The following is a 24,799-nucleotide window of genomic DNA, read 5'->3' on the forward strand; positions in this document are numbered from 1 at the left end:
GCGTGGTCCTAATAGCTCAAGGGCGGGCGCGGCGCTTCGGGCGGCTCGGCAAGGCGCATGGTGTCGGTGTTGTCGGCATCGAGCTCCTGATAGGCGCGGTAGCCGAGCACGAGCAGGAAGGCAAAGAGGGCAAAGCCGATAACGATGGCGGTAAGGATCAGCGCCTGCGGCAAGGGATTGGCCGAGCCTTCGAGCGGCAGATAGTCGCCCGCCGGAACGATGGGAGGTATCTCGACGGTGAGACGCCCGACCGTGAAGATCATGAGGTTGACGGCGTTGCCGAGCACCACGACGCCCAGCAGCATGCGGATGATCGACCGCGAGAGCAGGAGATAGACCGCGACGGCGAAAAATACTCCGATCAGACCGGCAAGCGCGACTTCCATCAGAAATGCTCCTCGTCGCTTTCGAGCGTGAGCGCGATGGTGGACACCGCGCCGACCACCGCGGCATAGACGCCGATATCGAAGATCAGCGGGGTCGAAAGGGCGATTTCCCGCCCTTCGAGTTCAAAGATCCACCACAGCCCCGTAAGGAACGGAACCTCGGCAAACAGCGGCAGAAGGCCGGAAATGGCGGCGATGAACACACCGAAACCGGCAATGGTGATGGGGTGGACGACCATGGCCTTGCGCGCCTCGCGCACGCCGCAGGCGATGCCGTAAACCGCTAATCCCGATGCGCCGATGAGCCCGCCGATGAACCCGCCGCCCGGCTCGTTGTGGCCACGCAGCAGGACGAAAACCGAAAAGACCAGCATCAGCGCCGCGATGCCTGGCGCCACCGTGCGGAAAATGACCGTGTTCATGCTTTTGCCCTCCGGCGGCCGGGGCCGGACTTTGCCGGCCTTGCGGGCGGCACGCGCCCCTCATGGAAACGCACGCGAATGACCGCCAGAATGGCGAGGCCAGCCGCCATCACCACGGAGATCTCGCCCAGCGTATCGATTGCGCGGTAATCGACGAGGATGACATTGACGATGTTGCGGCCGTGGGCGATCGGGGTGCTGGTCGCCCGGAACAGCTCGGTCAGCGAAAGATCGAGATCGACCCCCAGCACGGCAACGAGCATCACCGCGAACCCGGAAGCGACGGCAAGGGCGACCGCCCCGTCGCGTACCCGTTCCTCGAGCATGCGATGGTCCCTTGCATCGAGATGGAGCTTGGTCATGACCAGGGCGAGGATGATGACCGAGAGCGTTTCCACCATGAACTGGGTGAAGGCCAGATCGGGCGCGCCGAACAGCATGAAGATCACCGCAACGGCAAATCCCTGGACGCCCAGCGCGACGATGGCGGCAAGCCGGGTTACCGAAAGCAGCACGGTGATCAGTCCCAGGACGGCGATGAGAATGGCGCCCCATTCGTAAAAGGTCAGCGGAGCGAGTTCGGGCATGGCGGGCAGCGTGCCTGTGATGATCATCGGCAGGTAGAGCGCCAGCGCCAGCGCTATGAACAGCACGAGCATATAGATTTCGAGCCTGCCGTGATGGAGCGTGCGGGTGATCGCATCGGCGGACCGGATAAGGCCGGAAATGAAGGCATCGAATCCGTTGTCGAAAGTCCAGCCGATGGCGTTTCCGGCCCGGCGCAGCGCCGAACGCACCGCATCGGCCCGCCACACAAGCAGCGCGCCGAGCGCCCAGGTGACGACCGAGGCCCAGAGCGCGGGATTGGCCGGATCGAGGCCGAGGTGGATATTGGCATCGACCGCCCCGTTATGGATCGCGCCGCCGGTGGGGTCGAGAAGATGAACGTTGAGCCAGCCTGTGAAGAGGCCGGCGACGAGCCCGAGCACCGCAAGCACCACGGGGCCGGCGAAAAGCGCGGGCGACACCTCGTGCGGGGCTTGCGGCGTGGGGCGCAGCGGGCCGAGGAACGGTTTCGTCGCAATCAGCACGCCCACCGCCATCATCAGCGCGTTGCCCACAACGAGGACAGCCAGGAACAGCAAATCGGGCCACGCCCCCCCGACCATGGCCAGATACATTTCCTCCTTGGCGAAAAAGCCCAGCGCAATGGGCAACCCGGCCATGGAGATCGCCGCGAGGACGGCCGCGATAAAGGTGACCGACATCTTCTCGCGCAAGCCGCCAAGGACGGTGATGTCGCGGGTGCCCGTGCCGTGGTCGAGATTGCCCGCCACCATGAACAACGCACCCTTGAAGAGCGAATGGGCGCAAAGATAGAGCACCGCGCCAAGGATCGCCTCTTTCGTTCCGAACCCGATCAGCAGGACCAGAAGGCCGAGCGACCCCATCGTCGTATAGGCGAGCATCTGCTTGATGTCGGTCTGGCGCACGGCCAGCGCTCCGCCCAGGAGGAGCGTCACGCCGCCGAACAGGGTGAGGACCCAGAACCAGTGGCCGGTGCCGCCCAGTATGGGGCTCATGCGGGCGAGGAGGTAAACGCCCGCCTTCACCATGGTCGCCGAATGGAGGTAGGCCGAGACCGGCGTGGGCGCTTCCATGGCGTTGGGCAGCCAGAAATGCAGCGGCACCTGTGCCGACTTGGCGAACGCCCCGGCGACGATCAGGAGCATGACCGGCAGATAGAAGGAATGTTGCTGGACGAGCCCTGCGGTCGTCAGCAGGCCGGTGAGCGAATTTTCTCCCGTCATGACAGCAAGCAGGATGAATCCGGCCAGCAGCACCAGCCCGCCCCCGCCCGTGACGACCAGCGACTGATAGGCGGCACGGCGCGCGGCCTGGCGGGAATGGTCGAACCCGATCAACAGGAACGAGGTGATCGAGGTCAATTCCCAGAAAAGGAACAGGGTGAAAAGATTATCGGCAAGCACAAGGCCCAGCATGGAGCCCATGAACATCAATATATAGGCAAAGAACCGCCCCTGATGCGGGTGACCGGCCAGATAGCCGCCCGAATAGATGACGATGAAAACGCCGATGCCCGAAATCAGCAACCCGAAGAGCAGGCTCAGTCCATCAATGAAAAAGGAAAACGCAATCCCGTAGGCCGGTATCCAGCTCAGGCCGCCGCGCACAACCTCGTTTTCGGCCACCGGCCCGATAAAACCGGCAAGGAACAGGAAGATCGAAGCGGGGACGATGGCGAGCACCCAGCCCGCGAGCGGACCGGTGAATCTTTTGACCCAGGGCGCAAGGAGCGCGGCAAGGAACGGTGCGACCGAAACGAGCGCTATGGAAACGTCGATGCTGGGACCCAAAATTCCCCCCGAAGTTCAAATGACCGCCCCGCGGCCCTGCCGATCCGACACAGAATCACCAGGGGGTGAGGTTAACGCTCTCGTTCCCAAGCTCAACCAAAACCGAAAACCCTCCCCAGGGAACCGCACGTTGACCCGCGCAGTTGTGAACACCATATGGAGAAAAAGTGCTATACATCTTGCGTTCAACAGACGAGGCGGGGTTGAAAATGACCGACATGAAAACAGTTTCCAATACCGAGTGGCGCGCCAAACTGACGCCCGAGCAGTTTCATGTCACCCGCGAACACGGCACCGAGCGCGCCTTTTCCCATCCTTACAATACCGAAAAGCGCGAAGGCACCTATTATTGTGTATGCTGCGGGGCGCCGCTTTTCACCTCCGACGCCAAATATGATTCCGGTTCGGGCTGGCCGAGCTTTTTCCAGCCGGTATCGGAAGACGCCATCATCGAGATCGACGATCGCAGCCACTTCATGCGCCGCACCGAAATCCGCTGCGCGAACTGCGATGCCCATCTTGGCCACGTCTTCCCCGACGGCCCCGCGCCGACCGGGCTGCGCTATTGCACGAACGGGCTTTCGCTGGAGTTCGAGGCGGGGGAGTAAAGTCGCTTGAAGCAGTATAGCGAACTGCTATATTGTGGCGATAAAAGCGATCGCCTTCACCACGACTGCCCGGCGGTCCTATCGTAAACTCCCTCCCGACGTGCGTGATCGGATCGACAAGGCCCTACACCGATATAGGGAAACAGGCGCAGGCGACGTCAAGGTGATGGTGGGCGGGACCTGCGCGCGGCTGCGTATCGGCGATTTCCGGGCCATTTTCGTTGAGACTGGGGACGTCATCGAGGTGCGCGCCGTAGGACATCGTCGCGAAATTTATCGTTGAAAGGAAGCGATCATGGGTACGCCCCAAATCATCCGCACTGAAGCCGGTGAAGACCTGATCGTTCTGTCGCGCCGTGATTACGATGCCCTTCTTGCCCGGCTCGGCGAAACCGATAGCGAAGACGCGATGACAGCGCGTATTATCGCTGAGACCGGCGCGGAACTGGAGCGCGGGGACGAGGTGGCGCTGCCTGAGTCGGTCTGGCAGGCGATCGAGGAGGGGGATGCGCCGGTCAAGGTGTTGCGTCTGTTCCGCGGTCTCACACAGGCACAACTCGCCAAAACCGCCGGCTTTTCCCAAGCCTATATTGCCGAAATCGAGACGGGACGAAAAAACGGTACCGCCGAAAGCCTCAAGGCCATCGCCCGGGCACTTGGCGTGCCGCTCGACGTGCTGGTCGGCTAAGAGTGCCTAACAAAACCAGAGACGGCCACGACGCGCGCAATTTGTTCAGCCCGCAAGGCGCCGCGTGCAGCCGATACCGAGGTATCGGCAAACGCGGGAACGCAGCGGATGGACAAATTCCGCACGCCGCAGGTGGGGTTTGGACGGCCGCCTGCCGTGTCCAGTCGCTTGGCGATACCCCCGGTATCGCCCACGCGCCTGTCCTTGCATCCGACTCGTCCAAACCCCATCGTGGCCATCTCTGGTTTTGTTAGGCACTCTAAGTACGCTTGCACAACGGGCTCGGATGACGATATTCGACAGCCTCAGTCATTTCGTCGAAGGCTCCCTATGATCACCCCGCCCCGCGCCGAACAGCGCCAGCATTCCGACACCCGTCACGGCATTACGCGCAACGATCCCTATCATTGGCTGCGCGCCGATAACTGGCGGGAGGTGATGGCCGATCCTTCGGTGCTGCCCGAGGATATCCGCGTTTATCTCGAAGCGGAAAATGCCTGGTATGAAAGTCAGTTCGGCGAACCGACCAAGGCGTTGCAGGAGACGATCTACAAGGAAATCCGGGGCCGGATCAAAGAGGACGATTCCTCGGTGCCCTCCCCGGACGGGCCATTCTCCTATTATTCGCGCACCCGCGAGGGCGACCAGTATGCGCTCATCTGCCGGACGGCGCGGGAGGGTGGCGATGAGACCATCCTGCTCGACTGCAATGCGGAAGCGGGAGACGGGTATTTTGGATTCGGCGGGGCCGAGCACTCGCCGTGCCATACGATGATCGCCTGGGCGGCGGACCGGAACGGGTCGGAATATTTCGACATTCTCATTCGTGATGTCGAGAGCGGCAAGGATCGGGAAGAGAAAATCGAAAAGGCGGGCAGCGGCGCGACGTGGATGAACGATTCAAGATCGTTCTTTTATGTCGAACTCGATGAAAACCATCGGCCGTTCCGCGTGCGCAGACATGTCCTGGGCACCGCGCAGGCCGATGACGAGATCGTCTATGAGGAAAAGGACCCCGGCTTTTTCGTCGGCGTCAGCCAGACCCAGTCCCGCCGCTTTATCACCATTTCCGCCCATGACCACCAGACATCCGAGGTCTGGCTGATCGATGCGGACAAGGGCGGCGCGCCGGTATGCGTCGAACCGCGCCATGAGAACACCGAATATTCGGTCGAGGAGCGGGGCGGCACGCTCTATATCCTCACCAATGACGATGCGGCCGAGGACTTCAAGATCGTCACCGCGCCGCTCGCCGATCCGGGCGTTGCGAACTGGAACGATCTGGTGCCCCACGAGCAAGGCACGCTGATCCTCGATATCGAACTGCTCGCCAACCACCTCATCCGGCTCGAGCGCAAGGACGGCCTGCCGCGCATCATCGTGCGCGACCTGCGCACCGGCGAGGAAGAAACCATCGCCTTCCCCGAGGAAGCCTATTCGCTGGGGCTGGTCGGCGGCTATGAGTTCGATACCGCAACCATCCGCTTTTCCTATTCCTCGCCCACCACCCCGGCGCAGGTCTTCGATATGGACCTTGAAACCGGTGAGCGCGTGCTGCGCAAGCAGCAGGAGGTGCCCTCGGGCCACGACCCCGCGCTTTATGAGACGAAGCGGCTGTTCGCCAGGGCGCCGGATGGCGAGGACGTGCCGGTGACGTTGCTGTACCGGAAAGGCTTGAAGCTCGACGGTTCGGCCCCTGCCCTGCTCTATGGCTACGGGTCCTATGGGCATTCCATCCCGGCGGGCTTTTCGGTGTCGAACCTATCGCTGGTCGACAGGGGCTTTGTCTATGCCATCGCCCATATAAGGGGCGGCATGGACAAGGGCTATCGCTGGTACAAATCGGGCCGTGCCGAACACAAGACCAACACCTTCACCGATTTCATCGCCGCAGCCGAAATGCTGATCGAAAAGGGCTATTCCGCCAAGGGCCGGATCATCGCGGAAGGCGGCTCGGCGGGCGGGATGCTGATGGGCGCGATCGCCAATATGCGGCCTGACCTGTGGGGCGGGGTCATGGCCATCGTGCCGTTCGTCGACGTGCTCAACACCATGCTCGACGACACCCTGCCCCTCACCCCGCCCGAATGGCCCGAATGGGGCAACCCTATCGCCTCGACGGAGGCTTACAGCCGCATCGCGTCCTATTCGCCCTATGACAATGTGGAAGCAAAGGCCTATCCGCCGATCCTGTCGCTGGCGGGCCTCACCGATCCGCGCGTCACCTATTGGGAGCCGGCGAAATGGGTGGCCAAGCTACGCGCGGAAAAGACCGACGGCAACCCGCTCTACCTGCGCACCAATATGGGCGCAGGCCATGGCGGTGCCTCAGGGCGCTTTGAGCGGATCAAGGAGACGGCGATCACCTACGCCTTCGCGCTGCGGTGTGCGGGGCTGGCGTAGCCCCTTACGCCGCGTCGTCCTGCAGGGCGCGTACTGGCGGCTGTTCGTGCTGCATGGCTTTCCAGAGGTCATAATTGGCCTGAAGGGCAATCCATGCCCGCGCGGTGCTGACTCCGGCCTGTTCGAGCCGGATGGCGAGGTCGGGGCTGATGCCTGCCTTGCCGTTGAGCACCCGGGACAGCGCCACCCGCGACATGGCAAGCCGCTCGGCGGCTTCGGTCACGGAAAGACCGAGGGGCTCGATGACATCTTCCTTGAGGACCTCGCCCGGATGGGGATGATTGTGCATCAACATTTGCCTGCTCCTCAATGATAATCCTGATAATCGACAAGCTCGACGTCCGACCCGACGAAGCGGAACGTCACCCGCCAGTTCCCATTCACCCAGATCGACCAATGGCCTGCAAGGCCACCCTTCAATTGATGCAATCGGTACGAAGGAACCATCATGTCCTGCGGCCGTTGAGCAATGTGCAAGAGACCCAGAATGCGCGCGAGCTTTTTTGCGTGCGCAGGCTGAATGCCCCGCGTCGAGCCGGTATGAAAAAAGGTCTCCAGACCCTTGTGCCGAAAGCCGACGATCATTAGAGCAATGTATAGTGGTGCGATACACTTTACAAGCCCCGCACCCGAGACAACTTTTTCCCGCTATCCGATTGCCGCCGCTGGCTGCTCGCGATATATAAAAAGAACTCGCTTGGTAAATTTACCGGGCGCCAGAAATCACAATCATCAAGGAGGCCTTACGATGAGCTTTTCCCTGCCCGACCTGCCCTATGCCTATGACGCGCTTGGCCCGTACATGTCAGCCGAGACGCTCGAATTCCACCACGACAAGCACCATCAGGCCTATGTGACCAACGGCAACAAGTTGCTCGAAGGCTCGGGTCTCGAAGGCAAATCGCTCGAGGAGATCGTCAAAGAGAGTTATGGCAAGAACCAGGGCCTGTTCAACAATGCCGGCCAGCATTACAACCACATCCACTTCTGGAAGTGGATGAAGCCCAATGGCGGCGGCAAGTCGCTGCCTGCCAAGCTCGCCAAGGCCGTCGATTCCGATCTGGGCGGCTATGACAAGTTCCGCGAGGATTTTCTTGCCGCCGGTGCGGGCCAGTTCGGCTCGGGCTGGGCATGGCTGGCACTCAAGGACGGCAAGCTCGAAGTCACCAAGACCCCGAACGGCGAAAACCCGCTGGTCCATGGTGGCGTGCCGCTGCTCGGCGTCGATGTGTGGGAGCACTCCTACTATATCGACTACCGTAATGCGCGCCCGAAATACCTCGAAGCCTTCTTCGACAATCTCGTGAACTGGGAATATGTCGAAGAGCTTTATGAGGCTGCTTCGTAACACACTGACTGTCACCCCGGAAAACCGGAATGCCCCGCTTGTTCACAGGCGGGCGCATTCATTTTAACGTTAATTCACTCCTGCTGTCGTGGCATCCGCGCGCTGTGTTAGGTAAGCTTTCGTTAAGCATGCCCGACTCAACGGAGACAACGCGGTTTGAACGCACCGGCGCCCACCATTGCGGTTCTATCCACCAGCCCGGCGCTGGCCTCGATCCTGGGGGCAACGCTGCGGCGGGGGCACAACTGGCGCGTGCGCGAATTCCGCGACACCCGCGCCCTTTCGGCCTATATGCGCATCGCGCCGGTCGCGGTTCTCGTGGCCGACTATGCGCTGGAAAGCGCCACCGCCGCCGACATCGCGCTCGAATTGCGCTCGGACGAGATGGTCGTCTCGCGCCACGTGCAGATCATCGCACTCAGCAGGCAGGTCGATCTCACCATGCGCCAGCGCTGCGTGCGGGCGGGGATCGATGAGGTCATCATGAAGCCGATGAGCCCGCTCTATCTCGAAGAGCGCGTCACCGCCCGTCTCCGCCGCCCGCCCCACGACCACATCGCCTGCGGTCCCGCCTATGCCGGCCCCGAGCGGCGCGGGCGCGTCCATGTGAAGGACACCCGCCCCATCCCCATCGAGCGCCGGAGCAACGGGACCAACGTGGTCTCGTTCCTCGCGCACAAGGCCCGGCTTGAGAACGGACGGGTGGAGGTTTAGAGCATTTCAGGTCTTGATGGAAACGGCCTGCCACGGCGGTTGGGGTTGGATCGCGCTGGATTCCGGGAACGGGTTCCGGAATGATATTGGTGGTTTTGGCCGATATCTGCCCCATTCCCGCTCGTCACCCCGGGATTCATTCCCGGGGTCCAGACCGAACCCGCCGCAATCGCAGGAACCTCGCGGGCAGGCTGGGCGCGCTTGGCTTGCACCGCTCCTGAGCGCTCCTTTTTCCTCCGTCGTTGCCCGGTTTATCCGGGCAATCCAGCTTTTGTGACTGTTGGGTCACCCGGATAAACCGGGTGACGACGGGGAGGTCTGACGGCGGGAAGGTCGGCAGAGCGCAAGCAGTGCCTGCTACTCGACCACCCTTGCCAGCCGCGTCCACAGATCCTCGAAATTATCCGACACCTGCACGAACTGGTCGACGCTGCCCAGCCCCACGGCGGCAATATCGGTCAGGAAGCCGCGTACGACCTCGAAGGCCGAATGGCGGTTGAGGAGGCCAACGGGCTTGCCGGCATCCGGGCCCCCGCCATCGGCCCAGGCGTTATAGAGCGCGGAAACCGCCCCGAGCCCGCCGGGGAGCGCGATGAGGGCCTGTCCCAGCTTGGCGGCGCGCGCTCCGGCGGTACGGATGTCGCCGGAGCGATCGATAACCACCCCCCGCGGCACGTTCAGCGCGGCATCTCCTGCGGTGCAGACCGTAACCGTGCCGCCATGGGCGAGCGCGGAATCGACCAGCGCGCGCGGCCATTCCCCCTCGCAGGCGAGGCAGACCAGATGCGCCTTCCGGCGCGCCACCGCTTCCCCCACGTGGCGGTATTGCGCCTGGTGGGCGGTGACGCCGCAATCGGCGAAAACGGCAACGGAGGTCAGTGCAGCCATCGGCCCTTTTTACCTTCTTGCCTTGAAGATGCCCATAAGGTTGCGCGCCACTTCGCGCCCCGCCGTGCGAGCAAACTGGTTGAGCGCGGCTTCGACCGGCGTTTGCCGCGTGGAACGGCGCGGGGCGGATGCCTTCGCGCGCGCCTTGCGGGCTTCCTCGGCGGCCTTGCGGATTTCCTCTTCCCGCGCGGCCATTTCCGCCTCGCGCGCGGCGTCTTCGGCGCGGCGCGTGAGCAGTTCATAGGCCGACTCGCGGTCGTAGTCCTCGTCGTATTTGCCTGCGACCGGGCTTGCCGCCATCGCCGCCCGGCGTTCCTCCGGGGTTAGCGGCCCCATGCGTGAGGATGGCGGGCGGATCAACGTGCGCCCGACGATGGAGGGCACGCCCTTTTCCTCGAGCACAGAGACCAGCGCCTCGCCGGTACCGAGCTGGGTGATGACCTCCTCGGTCGAGAAATCGGGGTTGGGCCGAAAACTGTCGGCGGCGGCGCGAACAGCGCGCTGTTCCTTTGGCGTATAGGCGCGCAGGGCGTGCTGGACGCGGTTGCCAAGCTGCGCCAGCACCGCCTCGGGCACGTCCATGGGGTTCTGGGTCACGAAATAAACCCCGACGCCTTTCGAGCGCACGAGCTTGACCACCTGCTCGATCTTGTCGAGCAATGCCTTGGGCGCTTCATCGAACAGCAGATGGGCCTCCTCGAAAAAGAAGACCAGTTTCGGCTTGTCGGGATTGCCGACTTCGGGGAGCTGCTCGAAAAGCTCGGACAGCATCCAGAGCAGGAAGATTGCGTAAAGCCGGGGCGCGCGCATCAGTTCGTCGGCGGCCAGTACCGAGATATAGCCCCTGCCCTGCGGGTCGACGCGCATCAGGTCGGAAATCTCGAGCGCGTGCTCGCCAAAAAAGTTCTCGCCGCCCTGTTGTTCGACCACCAGCAGCGCGCGCTGGATGGCGCCGATCGTTGCCGTTGCGATGTTGCCATAGCGCCCCGAAAGCGTGGAACGGTGTTCGCCCATATGGACCAGCAGCGCCCGCAGATCCTTGAAGTCGAGCAGCAAAAGGCCCTCATCGTCGGCATATTTGAAGGCGGCGTTGAGCACGCCTTCCTGGGTCGCGTTGAGTTCGAGGATACGCGAAAGCAGCAGCGGCCCCATCTCGGAAACCGTCGTGCGCACGGGGTGTCCCTGCCGCCCGAACAGGTCCCAGAAAATGGTCGGAAAGCCCTCGAACGCATAATCGGAAAAGCCAATCTTTTCGGCGCGCGCGGCCAGGAAATCCTGCGGCTCGCCTGCCGCCGCGATCCCGGCGACATCTCCCTTTATGTCCGCGCAGAATACCGGCACCCCGGCGCGCGAAAAGCCCTCGGCCAATATCTGGAGCGTCACCGTCTTGCCCGTGCCGGTCGCCCCGGTGATGAGACCGTGCCGGTTGCCGTAGTTGAGCGCGAGATATTCGGGACGCGTACTGGTGCCGAGATAAACAGCATTATCGAGAAGCATCGGTGGCCTTTCCCGTCCGATTCAGCTTGGGGTGGATATCTATAGCGGCGGGGGTTGCCAGCCTGCAAGGCTCGCGGGGGGAGAGGGGGGATTTGCGGGTGTGGCTTCACCCCTCCCCAGCCCTCCCCATCAAGGGGAGGGTGCTTTCTTTTCCTCGGCACTTCCCTACGCACAAGGCCAGCACCTCCCCCCCTTGTGGGGGAGGTTGGGAGGGGGGGTCGGCGTTAGCCGAAGCCTATGCGATGCCCAAGCCCATCCCTACAGATAAACATAAGCCTCGCTGGTCGCCTCCAGCGTGCCCACTTCGATGCCGCGCCAGTTCGTCATCGGCTTTTGCGCGTAGCGCTTGAGCGTCGCTAGCGCCCCGTCTTCGGGGTCGGCAATACCTTGCAGGATCGCGGCGATCATGGCGGTGGCGGCGGGGAGGCTGCCGTCGTCGCATTTAAGGGCGAAGCCCAGGCCCTTGTCGCGGATCGCGCCGCAAAAGACGCCGTCCGCGCCGATCTTGACCATCAGCCGCCCCTTGAATGCGGTCATGGCGTCAGTATCGAAAGTGTCGGTGCCGGCGATGAGGTGGGGGTGCGCGGTTGCGGCGTCAAAGAGACGCTGCGCGGCCCCTGCCATATCTTCGGGCAGGCCCACGCCGGTTGCCATGCGGGCAAAGCCGGTAGCAAAGCTGTGCAAGGGGGCAGCCCAGGTCGGGATGGAGCACCCGTCGGTGCCGCAGCGGTCCTCGGTCAATGCCTCGCCGATCACGGTCTCGACGGCCTTGCGCACCCGCTTTTGAACTTCGTGCTCGCGCTCGATATAGCCCCTGGTGTCAATGCCCAGCGCACGGGCCACCGAGAGCATGCCGGCGTGTTTGCCCGAACAGTTATTGTGGAGAGCCGAAGGCTTTTCCCCGCTCGCTTCGAGCGCCTTGCGCGCGGCAGCGTTGGAGGGGGGATGGGCGCCGCATTCCAGATCATCGGCGGAAAGACCGGACGCGGCCAGCATCTTGCGAGCGACCGCTACGTGATCGGCCTCGCCGTGATGGGAGGCGCAGGCAAGGCTCAGCGCATCGTCGCCAAGGCCGAAGCTGCCCACCGCACCGGTCTCGAACATGGGCAGGGCCTGCATGGCCTTGATCGCGGAACGCGGGAAGATGGGCCGGTCGATGTCGCCCATCGAGATTTCGATATTGCCATTGGCGTCCGAAAGGCAGAACGCGCCGCGATGGCGGTTCTCGACCCAGTTGCCGCGCATGAAACGGGCGAGGACGGGATTGGCCTGCATGATAAAAACTCTCCGCAACGGTCCGTGCATCGTTGCCATTCAAGGCACGGCGCGGGGAAAGTCAACAGGGGGCATCAGTCGGTGTGGAGGGCCAGATATTGCGCCGCGACCCAGCCTCTCTTGCCGCCGCGCTCGACGAGGCACCAGCCGTCCTCGCCCATGGCGCCGGTGCAGTTTTCTACCCAGATGAAGGCGTTGCGGGCGATGGTCCCGGTCAGTTCGGCATCGGCGGCGGGCGCGGCGCGGACGTTCAGCACCCGTGCAACCGGCACGCCGGAGACCTGCGCGATCGTTTCGTAATGGGTCCATGAGGCATGAACCTTTGGCGAAAACAGCCCCGTTGCCGCCAGCACAATGATACCGCCGATGAGTGCCGGAATGGTCAGTCTGGAAACCAGTGTCATCGGTCGTTCCCCCGTCTCGACGCAGCGCAGAGCGCCATTTGCTAAAGGGGAACTAGCGTGGATGGCTTGAACCCTTGCTGATATGCCCGTTCATCGGCCGTTCATCGAAGGAGACGTCGGGGTCAGGACGTCTGTGGCACACTGCCACGCGTCTTGCGGGTCAGCGCCTTGTCGATCATGGCGGTGGCGCGCAGGCGGCATGTGTCCTCGCCCTCGGCGCGGCTGGCCCGCACGCGCTCCGCAAGCTTTGCCGGTATGAGTGGCGGCCAGACCTTGATCTGCCAGGTTTTGTCGAAGTGGGTGCGGATACGGTATCCGCGATACTGATATTCGGGCATGCCAACCTCCCGCAGATTGATGCCTTTGATCATGCGGCGCTCATCCGCCGTCTCTTCCGCTATCCGCTAACGCGGATACGCGTCGATTCAATGACCGAAATGAGACAAGGTTGCATCGGCCGGACGGAGTGTCGCACCCTAGATCGTTTCAGGTTTTGATGGAAAACACCCGGCTCCCGCCATCTTGGAGAAATTGCGCTGGATTCCTGCAATAAATGCCGGAATGACAATGGTGGCTTTGGCCGATACCTGCCCTATTCCCGCCTGTCACCCCGGGATTTATTCCCGGGGTCCAGACCGAACCCGCCGCAATCGCGGGAGTCTCAACAATTACGTCAAATACTGACCTGCTCTAAGTCTTTGATTTATCGCGTTTCCAGCATAGATGGTGTCCACTTATGCTGGAAACACTCTATAGCGAAACCGTCAGTCCGCCATCGACATAGAGCGTATGCCCGTTGATGAAACTCGCCGCGTCGGACGCCAGAAACACCACCGCGCCTTTCAGTTCCTCCACCTCGCCCCACCGCCCAGCGGGCGTGCGGTTTTCGAGCCAGGCGGAAAAATCGGGGTTTTCGATCAGCGCCTTGTTGAGCGGGGTCTTGAAATAGCCCGGCGCGATGGCGTTGATCTGGAGGCCCTTGCCCGCCCAGTCCGCCGCCATGCCGCGCGTGAGATTGCGGACCGCGCCCTTGGTCGCGGTATAGGGGGCGATGCCGGCGCGGGCCAGTTCGGACTGCACCGAGGCGATGTTGATGATCCGCCCTTCCCCGCGCGCGATCATGTAGCGCGCGACGGCCTGCGCCACGTAGAACACCGAGGAGATATTGGTCTTGAGCAAGGCGTCCCACCGGTCGTGGGGAAAGTCCTCGAGCGGCGTGCGGTACTGCATCCCGGCATTGTTGACCAGAATGTCGATGGGCCCCTGCTGGTCCTCGATCTCGACGACGGCCTTTTCAACGCTTTCGGGGTCGGTGACATCGAACGCCACGGGCGTTACGTCTAGCCCTTTTTCCCGCAGCATTTCGGTGGCGTGGCCGAGCCTTACGGGATCGCGCCCGTTAAGCACCAGCCTGGCGCCATGCTCGCCGAGCGCCTGGGCCAGGGCAAAGCCGATGCCCTGGCTCGACCCGGTCACCAGCGCGCGACGGCCCTCGAGATCGAAAAGGCTGGAGGCCACGCTTGCCCTCCCCTAATGGTTGTCACGTTTCCGAACCGGATAAGCGGTGCCCACTTACCCTGGAAACGCTCTAATGGTTATCGCGCGGCAGGCCCTTGGTCTGGGCGATGCGCTGGTATCTGACGGCGGGCTTGAGCACCGCGCCATTGCCGAGCTGATCGGTGATACCGCGTTGGATCTCCTGCCAGGGGGTCTGGTGGTCGGGATATTTGTAGCCGCCCCCGGCCTCCAGTTCCGCCCGGCGACTTGCCAGTTCCTCGTCGGGCACAAGCATATTCGCCGTGCCGGCCCTGAGATCGATCCGCACGCGGTCTCCAGTGCGCAGCAGCGCCAGCCCACCGCCGGCGGCAGCTTCCGGGGAGGCGTTGAGGATCGAGGGGGAGCCGGACGTGCCCGACTGGCGGCCGTCGCCGATGCAGGGCAGCGAATGGATGTCCTTCTTGATGAGATAATCGGGCGGCCGCATGTTGACGACCTCGGCGGCGCCCGGATAGCCGATCGGCCCGGTGCCGCGCATGAAGAGCATGGTGAATTCGTCGATCCCCAGCGCGGGGTCGTCGATGCGGTCGTGATAATCCTCGGGCCCGTCGAACACCACCGCCCTGCCCTCGAAGGCCTCGGGATCGTCCGGGTTGGAGAGGTAGCGGTTGCGGAATTCGGGGCTGATCACCGAGGTCTTCATGATCGCGTTGTCAAAGAGATTGCCCTTGAGGACAAGGAACCCGGCCTTGTCCTGCAAGGGTGCGTCGTAGGGCCGGATGACGTCGGTATCCTGGATGGAGGTTACGCGGCAATTTTCCCCGATCGTCTTGCCGTTGACCGTGGGGGCGTCCTCGCGGATCAGCCCGTGCTTCATCAACTCGTTGACGACGGCAGGCACGCCGCCCGCACGGTGATAGTCCTCGGCGAGATAGAAGCCAGCGGGCTGGAGGTTGACCAGCAGCGGCACGTCCAGCCCATGCTCCTGCCATTCCTCGACCTTGAGTTCAACGCCCATGTGGCGGGCGATGGCGTTGATATGGATGGGCGCGTTGGTCGATCCGCCGATGGCGGAATTGACGACGATGGCGTTGAGGAAATTGTCCTTGGTCATGATGTCGGAGGGCTTGATGTCCTCCAATGCCATCTCGACGATCCGCTTGCCCGTGCGCCAGGCCATCGCCGCGCGATCCTTGTGCGGCGCGGGGATGGCGGCGGAGCCGGGAAGCTGCATGCCCAGCACCTCGGCCAGCGAGTTCATGGTCGAGGCCGTGCCCATGGTGTTGCAATAACCCACCGAAGGAGCGGAGGAGGCGACCAGTTCGATGAACTCCTCGTAACCGATCTCGCCCGCCGCCATCATCTCGCGGGCTTTCCACACGATGGTGCCCGACCCCGTGCGCTGGCCGTTGTGCCAGCCATTGAGCATGGGCCCGACGGAAAACGCGATGGCCGGGATGTTGACCGTTGCCGCGCCCATCAGCATGGCGGGGGTGGTCTTGTCGCAGCCGATGGTCAGCACCACGCCGTCGAGCGGGTAGCCATAGAGCACCTCGACCAGCCCCAGATAGGCAAGGTTGCGGTCGAGCCCGGCGGTGGGGCGCTTGCCGGTTTCCTGAATCGGATGAACGGGAAACTCGAAGGCGATGCCGCCCGCTTCGCGGATGCCTTCGCGCACCCGTTCGGCAAGCACCACGTGATGGCGGTTGCAGGGGGAAAGGTCCGAGCCGGTCTGGGCGATGCCAATGATCGGCTTGCCCGATTGCAGCTCTTCCCGCGTCAGCCCGTAATTCATGTAGCGCTCGAGATAGAGCGCGGTCATGTCGGTGTTTTCGGGATTGTCGAACCAGGCGCGCGAGCGCAGCTTTTTCATATGTTTTCTCCGAATCCGCCTGCCACGCCCCCGGCCGTGGCGGCACGTCTGGCGCGCGTGTCGCGGACATAGATGATGAGGCCGGAAGCCATGATGATCGCGGCGCCCACGAGCATGAGGGGCCGGGGGAGATCACCAAAAAACAGATAGCCCAGGACGATGGCCCAGGGGAGCTGGGTGTACTGGAACGGCGCCACGATCGCCGCGTCGGCGAGCTTTACGGCGCGGTTGACGCAGATATGAGCGAGCATGGCAACGACCCCCAGCGCGCCGAGCAGCGCGAAATCGAACGCGTTGGGCGTCACCCACCCGAAGGGAGCAAGGATGACTCCGGCGATGAGCGCGCCCGTGATCTGAAAAAAGACCAGCGTCTTGTCGGGTGTGCCGCGCAGGGTGCGGCCCGTTATGACCATCAGGGCAAAGGAAAAGGTGCCCACGATGGCGATGAGGATAGCAATGGGCTCGATCTCGCCCGAGGGTGTCAGCGCAATCAGAACGCCTACGAAGCCCAGCGCAATCGCGGCCCAGCGTATCGGTCCCACCTTTTCCTTGAGGAGAAACGGGGAGAGCGCGGCGACATAGATGGGCGCGGCGAGCCAATAGGTCATGACATCCGCCAGCGGCAGGTAGACCACGGCGCCGTAAAAGCAGAACACCTCGGCGGTCGAGAACACGACGCGCATGAATTGCAGCCAGGGCCGTTCGGCGCCCAGGATCGGCCCGAGCCCCGATTTCCACAGGAAGGGCAGCAGGATGGCCAGCGCCACCGCCGAGCGGATCAGGATCACCTGCCCCACCGAATAGGTCGCGACCAGCCATTTGCCCATCGCATCGTTGAGGCAGAACAGGAACATGCCCAAAAGCATGATGAGCATGCCCATGCGGGCGGGCGTCATGCCTGTCTTTGCCACGGCCGTGCCCGCACTCATTTCTGCTCTCCTTGCGCATCGGACCGGCGATGGATGGCGTCGGGCCGGGCAAACAGCCCGGGCTGCAATTCGGTGCCGATGCCCGGCGTATCCGAAAGCGTGATCTGGCCATTGCTGACGGCAGGCAGCGCAGTCACAAGTTCGGTATACCAGCCGGTATAGAAGGCGCGCACCGATTCCTGGATGAGCGTGTTGCGCGCGTGAAGCGAGAACTGGCACGAGGCCATGAACACAACCGGCCCGGTGCAGTCGTGCGGGGCGACAGGGATGTGGTGCGCTTCGGCCATGGCGGCGATCTTGCGCGCTTCGGACAGGCCCCCGCACCATGAAAGATCGAGCATGGCGACGCCCGCCACGCCGGTCGCGAGGTAGTCGCGGAAGGCGTGGGGATAGGCCAGCGTTTCGGACGCGCAGATCATCGCCCTTGAATGGGGGGCATAGGCCTTGAGGGTTTCAAGGCTGTCCATGCGCACGGGGTCTTCGTGCCAATAGGTGTCGAACGGCTGGAGCGCCCGCGCGATCCTTTGGGCGGCGGGGAGCTTCCAGAGCGAATGGAACTCCACCATGATGTCCATCTTGTCGCCCACGCTCTTGCGGATCTTTTCAAAGGGGGCAAGCGCGGCGTTCAATTCCCCGGCGCTGATATCGAGGCCGTGCGTGCGTTCGGCCGCGATATCGAACGGCCAGATCTTCATCCCCGTTATTCCCTCTTCAAGGAGGGAATGGGCCAGTTCGTCCGCCCGGTTCAGAAAGGCGTCGAGGTCTTCGTAGGGTCCGGGGGCCTTATCGCCCAATCCCCAGTTCTCGACGGCTTGCGCGCGAGTGTCGCGCACATAGCGGTATCCTGCGCAGGTGTTGTAGGTGCGGATGGTGTCGCGCGATTTGCCACCCAGTGCGATGGAAACAGGGACGCCGAGTGCCTTGCCGAAAATGTCCCAGAGCGCGATGTCGACGGCGGAATTGCCGCGGGTTTCGACCCCCGCGCCGCGCCAGCCGAGATAGCCCATAAGGTCGCGGTTGATCGCCTCGATCTGGAGCGGATCACGGCCGATGAGCTTTGGGGCAACGGTCTCGTGGATATAGGCTTCCACCGCCGCGGCGCCCATGAAGGTTTCCCCAAGGCCGGTAACGCCCTCGTCGGTATGAATGAGAACCCAGACGATGTTGGGAAACTCGCCGAGCCGCAGGGTCTCGACGTCGGTGATCTTCATTGGAACAGCCCGGACAAGACATGGATCGAGCGGGGCCGTGAGGCGGCCCCGCTCATGCGTGGAATTACTGCGCGCGCAATTCTTCGAGCGCGGCCAGCATGCGATCGACCACTTCGGCGCCGATCGTGTCCTTGTGGCGGTCATAGACGCCCTGAACGGCGGCGCGGATTTCCGCGAGCCCCTCTTCGGGCACTTCGTTGTGCTGCATCCCCGCCTCGGTGATGCGGGCCAGAGATTCCTCGGACAGCGCACGGCTCGATTCACGCTGGACGTCACGCCCGACGATCGCGCAATCGACCAGAATCTGCTGCTCCTCGGCCGAGTAGTTTTCCCACAGCGCCCTCGAGAACAGGACCATGAACGGGGTGTAGGCGTGGCGGGTGGCCGACACATACTCCTGAACCTCGAAGAACTGCGAGGTGTCGATGGTCACGTAGGGGTTTTCCTGGGCGTCGATGGTGCGGGTCTCGAGTGCGGAAAACACTTCGCCGAACGCCATCGGCAGGGCGTTGGTGCCCAGCGTCTGGAAAGTGTCGAGGAAGATGTTGTTCTGCATCACGCGCACGCGCATGCCGTCGAAGTCCTCGAGGCTCTGGATCGGGCGCAGGCTGTTGGTGAGGTTGCGGAACCCGTTTTCCCAGTAAGCGAGGTTGATCAGGCCATATTCGGGCATCATGCCGGAAATATAGTCACCATATTCGCCATCCAGGATCGCATCGGCCTCGGCTTCGTTGGCGAACAGGAACGGCAGGTCGAACACGCCAAGCGCGGGGATGATGCCCACGATGGGCGAGGACGAGGTGATGACCATCTCCTGGGTGCCAGAGCGCAGCGCCTGGGTCGCCTGAAGGTCATCGCCCAGCGCCGAACTCCAGAACGCATTGAGCGTCCAGGCGCCGCCGGTCTTTTCATCGTAGCAGGCGCGCATCGCGGCGACGCCATCGCCCACCGGGTGTTCTTCGGCAATACCGTTGGAAACGGTGATGGTGCGGGTGGAAATCTGGGCGTGAGCGGGCAGTGCCACGCTCATGGCCAGGGTTGCCGCCAGAGATGCAGCGATGATCGGTTTCATGAGTCTTTTCCTCCTTGGTACGATCATTCTCGCGGCCCCGCTCAGCCTCTCAGCCATTCGAGCGGGACCATCACGAGTTGCGGAAACAGCACCAGCGCGGACATCACGATGGCGTGTGCGAGCAGAAACGGCCAGACACCGATGATCACGCGACCCATGGGCACGCGCGCCACCCCGCTGACCACGTTGAGCACCACGCCCACGGGCGGGGTGATCAGGCCGATACAGGTGTTCATGATGAAAAGAACGCCGAAATAAACCGGGTCGATGCCCGCCTGGCGGACAATGGGCATCAGCACGGGCGTCAGGATCAGGATGGTCGGCGTCAGATCGAGGGCCGTGCCCACGACGAACACCAGCGACATCATGACGATCATCAGCAATATGGGATTATCCATCAGCGGACGCAGCATCGCGCCGATCTCGTTGGGAATGTTGGCCCGGGTGATGAGCCAGGCCGAAACGAGCGCCGAGGAAACCAGGAACATCACCACCGCCGTGGTCTTGGCGGCGCGCAGCAGCACACCGTAAAGCTCGGTAATCTTGAGTTCACGGTAGATGACCAGGCCGACGAACAGCGCGTAGAACGCCGCCATCACGCCCGCCTCGGTCGGGGTGAAGATGCCGAAGCGGATACCGCCCAGGATGATGACCGGCATCATGAGTGCCCAGCCGGCCCGCGCCGTGGCGCGCCCACGCTCACGCCAGCCCTGGCGCGGAAGCGTCTGGACGTTGTCGCGGCGAGCAACGATCTGCCATGTGATGATCAATCCCGTGCCCATCAGCAGACCCGGCACGATACCGCCGAGGAAAAGCTGGGTGATCGAAACGTTGGCGGCGACCCCGAAGATGATGAAGGCGACCGAAGGAGGAATGACCGGCGCGATGATGCCGCCCGCCGCGATCAGCCCCGCCGAACGTGGAACGTTATAGCCCGCCTTGCTCATCATCGGGATAAGAATGGCTGCGAGCGCGGCGGTATCGGCGGCGGCCGAGCCCGAAAGCGAGGCCATGATGATTGCGGCAATGATCGCCACCACACCGAGCCCGCCCCGCATGTGCCCGACAAAGGCAATCGCGAAATCGATGATGCGCTTGGAGAGCCCGCCTGCGTTCATCAATTCGCCCGCCAGGATAAAGAAGGGAATGGCGAGCAGGATAAAGCTGTTCGCGCCGTCGATCATGTTCTGGGCGACGATCTGGGCATTGAAGATGCCCATATAAGTCATCAGCACGACGCCGCAGAAAACCAGCGCAAAGGCGATTGGTGCGCCGATGGCCATGGCGCCCAGAAGCGAAGCCAGGAATACGACAATAGTCATTCGCCCCGCCCCACAAGCGTTTCCACGTCACCGAAATCACCAACGAAGATGGCTATTTCCTCTTCGCTCACCCGCCCCGTCACGACCTTGACAAGCCGCCAGAGCGCGATGGCGCCGATGCCGATGGAGGTGAAAAAGCCCACCCCGAATACGAGGATCATGGGCATGCCGCTGACCGGCGCATGCATGGAAGCATTGATCGGGGCCTGAAGCCACGTCCCCCAGAACAGCAGGGCGCAGCAAAAAACGATGAGAGCGTTGGTCAGCCCCATACAAATGACGCGCCCGCGCCGCCCGAAGACCCGAACGAGCGATTCCACGCCGAGATGACCGTGCTCGTGAAAGGTCACCACCGCGCCGATGAAGGTAAGCCAGATAAAGAAGATGCGCGACATCTCCTCGGAGATGACAACCCCCGAGTTGAAGCCGTAGCGGAGCACCACGTTGACGAAGACCATCAGCGCCATGCCGGATATCAGCAGCACGAGCAGGAACTCGACGAGCCTGACGCCGCCGGTCAGTATCTTGTTCACGGCCGGACACCCCGACCCGGAAACACATGGATGGCGTAAGGCTCCATGCCCCTCTCCCCTTACGGCGCGGACCGCAGGCCCCACGCGCCCCACTTTCTTCCCCATTGGACCGGACACGCTGCAAAAGACGTTGAATCCGGAAACCAGTCTGGACAAAGGCTTAAATGATAGCGTATGTCATTGTCAACGGCCCGCGATCAAAAAACCTGCGGATCGGAGGGAGGATTGAGCAAAAAACCTAATATATACAAAGCAGTAACACTAAAAGATGTTGCAGCGGCAGCGAGTGTAAGCGTTATCACCGTTTCCCGCGCCCTGCGCACGCCTGAGATCGTGTCCGAAAAGGTGCGCGCGCGCGTCGAGGAGGCCGTAGACCGGCTTGGCTATGCACCCAACCAGGCGGCGCAGGCGCTTGCGTCAGCCACCACGTCGATCATCGGCGTCATCATCCCCTCGATCACCAATCTGGTTTTTTCCGACGTGCTGCGCGGCGTTTATGACGCGGTCGAGGGCACGCCGTGGCAAGTCCAGCTCGGCAACACGCGGTATAATTCGCGCAAGGAAGAGGAGTTGATCCGCATCTTTGCCTCCCAGCGCCCGGCTGGTCTCATCATTTCGGGAATCGATCAGAGCGAGGCAACCCGCGCCATGCTCGACAGCCTTGCCTGCCCGATCGTCCAGATCATGGATCTGGGGCCCGATCCCATCGACATGATGATCGGATTCGACCATCGCGAAGGCGGGCGGGCGGCGGCACGGCATCTGATCGAGAACGGTTACCGCCGCATCGGCTTTATCGGCGCACGCATGGACCCACGCGCCCAGCGGCGCCTCGAAGGTTATACCCAGGTGCTCGGTGAGGCGGAGCTTTATGACGAAAAGCTCGTGATGACGACGCCCCACCCCTCCTCAGTCACCATGGGCAGCCGGATGTTCTCCGATTTCCTCGGACTCAATCCGGATGCCGATGCCGTGTTCTGTAACAATGACGACATGGCGCTCGGCGCATTGTTCGAGTGCCAGCGGCGGGGCATCCGCGTGCCCGAGCAATTCGGCATCATGGGCTACAACGACCTCGAATATTCGGCGACCAGCAATCCCACGATCTCCTCGATCCGCACCCTGCGCTACGATATGGGGCATCGGGCGGTCGAAATGGTGATCGCCACAGCCAGCGGGAACCGGCCGGACCCCGCCATTATCGACACCGGGTTCGCGCTCAAGGTACGCCAGAGCACGGACCGAAAATCCCTCATACAAGCCGGAGGCGACAGCTCCTTATGAATATCCTCATTATCGGCGCGGGCGGCATGGTCGGGCGCAAGCTCACCGCAGCCCTCGTCAAGAACCGCACGCTGGCGGGCCGCGAAATCGCCCGGATCGACCTCGTCGATGTCGCCGCGCCCGACCTGCCGCAAGCCCAGGACATCGATATCCGCGCGCTTGCCGCCGACATTTCCGACCCCACCACCGCCCCGCGCCTCATCGCGGACAGGCCCGACATGATCTTTCATCTCGCGGCGATCGTTTCGGGCGAAGCGGAACTCGATTTCGAGAAGGGATACGCCATCAATCTCGACGGCACGCGCTATCTGTTCGAGGCGATCCGTCTTGCCGGCAAGGATTCGCCCTATTGCCCGCGCGTCGTCCTCACCTCCTCGATCGCCGTCTTCGGCGCGCCCTTCCCCGACCGGATCGGCGACGAATTCTTCCAGACGCCGCGCACCAGCTACGGCACGCAGAAGGCGATGTGCGAGTTGCTGCTTTCCGACTATTCCCGACGCGGCTTTTTCGATGGCATCGGCATTCGCCTCCCCACCATCTGCATCCGTCCCGGCGCACCCAACAAGGCCGCTTCGGGCTTTTTCTCCTCGATCCTGCGCGAACCGCTGGCGGGCAAGGAGGCCGTGCTGCCGGTCGATGAAAGCGCGCGGCACTGGCATGCGAGCCCGCGCGCCGCGGTCAATTTCCTCATCCACGCCGCCCAGCTCGATACCGCCCTTCTGGGCGCAAGACGCAACCTCAACATGCCGGGTCTTTCGGCAACGGTAGGCGAACAGATCGAGGCGCTGCGCCGGGTCGCGGGGGAAAAGGCCGTCGGCCTCATCCGGCGCGAGCCGGACGCGATGATCGTCGAAATGGTCGATGGCTGGGCCAAGGATTTCGACGCAAGCCGGGCACTTTCCCTCGGCTTTTCGGCGGAAAGCTCGTTCGATGAGATCATCGGCATCCATATCGAGGATGAACTTGGCGGGGAGTTGCCGCAATGAGCGGGAAAATCGCAATCGTCACCGGGGGCGGCACCGGTATCGGCAAGGCCATCGCAGGCGCGCTGGTTGCCGATGGCTATCGGGTGGCCCTGTTCGGACGCAGGGAGACCGTGCTTGCCGCGGCGGCGCGGGAGATCGACCCGTCGGGTGAGGCGAGCATGACGGTCAGCGTCGATATCGGGGATGCCCGGGCGGTGGAACAAGGCTTTGACGCGGTCGTTGCGCGCTGGGGACGGCTCGACCTGCTGGTCAACAATGCCGGGATGAACGCACCCTCGGTGCCGCTCGAAGAGGTGGCGCCCGAGGCCTGGGACCAGATCGTGGCGGCCAATCTTTCCGGCGCGTTCTTTTGCACGCAGGCCGCGTTCCGCCGGTTCAAGGCGCAATCGCCCCGGGGCGGGCGCATCATCAACAATGGCTCGATCTCGGCCACCACGCCCCGCCCGCAATCTGCCCCTTACGCGGCGACCAAGCACGCCATCACCGGGCTCACCAAGGCGTCATCGCTCGACGGGCGCGCCTTCGATATCGCGGTGGGGCAGATCGATATCGGCAACGCGACCTCGGACATGACCGAGGCCATGTCGAGCGGCGTGCTGCAAGCGGATGGCAGCGTCGCGCCCGAGCCCACGATCGATGTCGCGCACATTGCCCGCGCGGTGCTCCACATGGCCAGCCTGCCGCTCGATGCCAATGTCCTGACGATGACCGTCATGGCCAACAGGATGCCATTCGTCGGGCGGGGATAACACTCCGGCTCTGTATTCTGGGGCGGACGGAGCCTATGGTTCGCCCCTCCCACATCCATCATCGGGAGAACGTTAAATGCCTTACGTCAACATCAAGATCACCCGCGAAGGGGCAACGCCGGAGCAGAAGACACGGCTCATCGAAGGAGTGACCGACCTGCTCGTCGAAGTGCTCGACAAGAACCCGGCGACGACCTTCGTCGTGATCGACGAGGTGGATCTGGAAAACTGGGGCGTCGGAGGCATGCCGGTCACCGAATACAGGAAGAAGAACGCCCAGTCGTCCTGATCGTTGCGGGCAACCCTTGACGCCCGCCTTCGAGGGGTATGAG

Annotated in this window: 27 protein-coding genes; 10 read left to right on the top strand and 17 right to left on the bottom strand. The window is 63.0% G+C overall.

The features are described from left to right. Window positions 1-8: 8 nt before the first annotated feature. The 3 genes from DQG18_RS03805 to DQG18_RS03815 are packed head-to-tail and all read right to left on the bottom strand — an operon-like array spanning window position 9 to window position 3,186. Window positions 9-386 carry a Na+/H+ antiporter subunit C gene (locus tag DQG18_RS03805; RefSeq protein WP_116652915.1) on the bottom strand — a complete coding sequence of 126 codons (378 nt, stop codon included), beginning with the start codon at window positions 384-386 and terminating at the stop codon, window positions 9-11. After that, complete coding sequence (locus DQG18_RS03810) at window positions 386-808, bottom strand: Na(+)/H(+) antiporter subunit B (protein ID WP_116652916.1); 423 nt, start codon at window positions 806-808, stop codon at window positions 386-388. Before DQG18_RS03810 ends, DQG18_RS03805 begins: the two co-directional genes overlap by 1 nt. Beyond that, entirely contained in the window at window positions 805-3,186 is a 2,382-nt protein-coding gene (locus tag DQG18_RS03815; RefSeq protein ID WP_245958358.1) for a putative monovalent cation/H+ antiporter subunit A, read from the bottom strand. Before DQG18_RS03815 ends, DQG18_RS03810 begins: the two co-directional genes overlap by 4 nt. Window positions 3,187-3,395: 209 nt before the next feature. Here DQG18_RS03815 and msrB point away from each other — a divergent pair, with 209 nt between their 5' ends. The 4 genes from msrB to DQG18_RS03835 all read left to right on the top strand — a co-directional run bounded on the left by msrB (window position 3,396) and on the right by DQG18_RS03835 (window position 6,885). Then, window positions 3,396-3,794 carry a peptide-methionine (R)-S-oxide reductase MsrB gene (msrB, locus tag DQG18_RS03820; RefSeq protein ID WP_116652918.1) on the top strand — a complete coding sequence of 133 codons (399 nt, stop codon included), beginning with the start codon at window positions 3,396-3,398 and terminating at the stop codon, window positions 3,792-3,794. Window positions 3,795-3,828: 34 nt separating this feature from the next. Then, window positions 3,829-4,077: a type II toxin-antitoxin system RelE family toxin gene (locus DQG18_RS03825; RefSeq protein ID WP_245958359.1), complete on the top strand. Its 249-nt coding sequence runs from the start codon at window positions 3,829-3,831 to the stop codon at window positions 4,075-4,077. 12 nt (window positions 4,078-4,089) lie between these two features. Beyond that, window positions 4,090-4,482 (top strand): helix-turn-helix domain-containing protein, encoded by a 393-nt coding sequence (locus tag DQG18_RS03830; RefSeq protein WP_116652919.1) that lies wholly within the window; start codon window positions 4,090-4,092, stop codon window positions 4,480-4,482. Window positions 4,483-4,812: 330 nt separating this feature from the next. Then, window positions 4,813-6,885: a S9 family peptidase gene (locus tag DQG18_RS03835; RefSeq protein WP_116652920.1), complete on the top strand. Its 2,073-nt coding sequence runs from the start codon at window positions 4,813-4,815 to the stop codon at window positions 6,883-6,885. A gap of 4 nt (window positions 6,886-6,889) precedes the next feature. On the opposite strand, the gene DQG18_RS03840 is transcribed toward DQG18_RS03835, so the two are convergent. Further along, complete coding sequence (locus DQG18_RS03840; RefSeq protein ID WP_198669679.1) at window positions 6,890-7,177, bottom strand: HigA family addiction module antitoxin; 288 nt, start codon at window positions 7,175-7,177, stop codon at window positions 6,890-6,892. Window positions 7,178-7,191: 14 nt separating this feature from the next. Beyond that, window positions 7,192-7,470, bottom strand: a complete 279-nt coding sequence (locus DQG18_RS03845; protein ID WP_116652921.1) for a type II toxin-antitoxin system RelE/ParE family toxin — start codon at window positions 7,468-7,470, stop codon at window positions 7,192-7,194. Between the two features lie 163 nt (window positions 7,471-7,633). Between DQG18_RS03845 and DQG18_RS03850 the strand changes: the two genes are divergently transcribed. After that, window positions 7,634-8,233, top strand: a complete 600-nt coding sequence (locus tag DQG18_RS03850) for a superoxide dismutase (protein ID WP_116652922.1) — start codon at window positions 7,634-7,636, stop codon at window positions 8,231-8,233. A 156-nt stretch (window positions 8,234-8,389) separates the two neighbouring features. Next, window positions 8,390-8,947 carry a response regulator gene (locus DQG18_RS03855; protein WP_116652923.1) on the top strand — a complete coding sequence of 186 codons (558 nt, stop codon included), beginning with the start codon at window positions 8,390-8,392 and terminating at the stop codon, window positions 8,945-8,947. Between the two features lie 357 nt (window positions 8,948-9,304). Here DQG18_RS03855 and DQG18_RS03860 read toward each other — a convergent pair whose 3' ends face one another. The 12 genes from DQG18_RS03860 to DQG18_RS03915 form a co-directional block, all read right to left on the bottom strand. Further along, window positions 9,305-9,835 (bottom strand): hypothetical protein, encoded by a 531-nt coding sequence (locus DQG18_RS03860; RefSeq protein WP_116652924.1) that lies wholly within the window; start codon window positions 9,833-9,835, stop codon window positions 9,305-9,307. A gap of 9 nt (window positions 9,836-9,844) precedes the next feature. After that, a complete protein-coding gene (locus DQG18_RS03865; RefSeq protein WP_116652925.1) occupies window positions 9,845-11,332 on the bottom strand; it encodes a helicase HerA-like C-terminal domain-containing protein in 1,488 nt (495 codons plus the stop codon). Window positions 11,333-11,590: 258 nt separating this feature from the next. Beyond that, the gene (locus DQG18_RS03870; protein WP_116652926.1) at window positions 11,591-12,607 is read right to left on the bottom strand and encodes an asparaginase; all 1,017 of its coding nucleotides are present in this window, start codon (window positions 12,605-12,607) and stop codon (window positions 11,591-11,593) included. 74 nt (window positions 12,608-12,681) lie between these two features. Then, complete coding sequence (locus tag DQG18_RS03875) at window positions 12,682-13,011, bottom strand: SH3 domain-containing protein (protein ID WP_116652927.1); 330 nt, start codon at window positions 13,009-13,011, stop codon at window positions 12,682-12,684. A gap of 122 nt (window positions 13,012-13,133) precedes the next feature. Beyond that, window positions 13,134-13,382: a hypothetical protein gene (locus DQG18_RS03880; RefSeq protein WP_116652928.1), complete on the bottom strand. Its 249-nt coding sequence runs from the start codon at window positions 13,380-13,382 to the stop codon at window positions 13,134-13,136. A gap of 379 nt (window positions 13,383-13,761) precedes the next feature. After that, entirely contained in the window at window positions 13,762-14,529 is a 768-nt protein-coding gene (locus DQG18_RS03885; RefSeq protein WP_116652929.1) for an SDR family oxidoreductase, read from the bottom strand. Between the two features lie 70 nt (window positions 14,530-14,599). Then, complete coding sequence (locus DQG18_RS03890) at window positions 14,600-16,381, bottom strand: IlvD/Edd family dehydratase (RefSeq protein WP_116652930.1); 1,782 nt, start codon at window positions 16,379-16,381, stop codon at window positions 14,600-14,602. Then, window positions 16,378-17,310 (bottom strand): DMT family transporter, encoded by a 933-nt coding sequence (locus tag DQG18_RS03895; protein WP_116652931.1) that lies wholly within the window; start codon window positions 17,308-17,310, stop codon window positions 16,378-16,380. The genes DQG18_RS03890 and DQG18_RS03895 overlap by 4 nt, the downstream gene beginning before the upstream one ends. Continuing rightward, window positions 17,307-18,521 carry a mandelate racemase/muconate lactonizing enzyme family protein gene (locus DQG18_RS03900; protein WP_116652932.1) on the bottom strand — a complete coding sequence of 405 codons (1,215 nt, stop codon included), beginning with the start codon at window positions 18,519-18,521 and terminating at the stop codon, window positions 17,307-17,309. The genes DQG18_RS03895 and DQG18_RS03900 overlap by 4 nt, the downstream gene beginning before the upstream one ends. 64 nt (window positions 18,522-18,585) lie before the next feature. Continuing rightward, the gene (locus DQG18_RS03905) at window positions 18,586-19,593 is read right to left on the bottom strand and encodes a DctP family TRAP transporter solute-binding subunit (RefSeq protein WP_116652933.1); all 1,008 of its coding nucleotides are present in this window, start codon (window positions 19,591-19,593) and stop codon (window positions 18,586-18,588) included. 41 nt (window positions 19,594-19,634) lie between these two features. After that, entirely contained in the window at window positions 19,635-20,915 is a 1,281-nt protein-coding gene (locus DQG18_RS03910; RefSeq protein ID WP_116652934.1) for a TRAP transporter large permease, read from the bottom strand. Then, entirely contained in the window at window positions 20,912-21,448 is a 537-nt protein-coding gene (locus DQG18_RS03915) for a TRAP transporter small permease (protein WP_425454210.1), read from the bottom strand. The genes DQG18_RS03910 and DQG18_RS03915 overlap by 4 nt, the downstream gene beginning before the upstream one ends. Before the next feature lie 225 nt (window positions 21,449-21,673). Between DQG18_RS03915 and gntR the strand changes: the two genes are divergently transcribed. The 4 genes from gntR (at window position 21,674) to DQG18_RS03935 (ending at window position 24,756) form a co-directional block, all read left to right on the top strand. Beyond that, window positions 21,674-22,732 (top strand): HTH-type transcriptional regulator GntR, encoded by a 1,059-nt coding sequence (gene gntR / locus DQG18_RS03920; RefSeq protein WP_116652936.1) that lies wholly within the window; start codon window positions 21,674-21,676, stop codon window positions 22,730-22,732. Next, on the top strand, window positions 22,729-23,718 hold the full coding sequence (gene denD / locus DQG18_RS03925; RefSeq protein WP_116652937.1) for a D-erythronate dehydrogenase: 990 nt from the start codon (window positions 22,729-22,731) through the stop codon (window positions 23,716-23,718). Before gntR ends, denD begins: the two co-directional genes overlap by 4 nt. Continuing rightward, window positions 23,715-24,467, top strand: a complete 753-nt coding sequence (locus DQG18_RS03930; protein ID WP_116652938.1) for an SDR family oxidoreductase — start codon at window positions 23,715-23,717, stop codon at window positions 24,465-24,467. Before denD ends, DQG18_RS03930 begins: the two co-directional genes overlap by 4 nt. Window positions 24,468-24,543: 76 nt before the next feature. Continuing rightward, complete coding sequence (locus DQG18_RS03935) at window positions 24,544-24,756, top strand: tautomerase family protein (RefSeq protein ID WP_116652939.1); 213 nt, start codon at window positions 24,544-24,546, stop codon at window positions 24,754-24,756. The last annotated feature ends 43 nt before the right edge of the window (window positions 24,757-24,799 follow it).

The organism is Pelagibacterium sediminicola, assembly GCF_003390885.1.
Taxonomy (GTDB): domain Bacteria; phylum Pseudomonadota; class Alphaproteobacteria; order Rhizobiales; family Devosiaceae; genus Pelagibacterium; species Pelagibacterium sediminicola.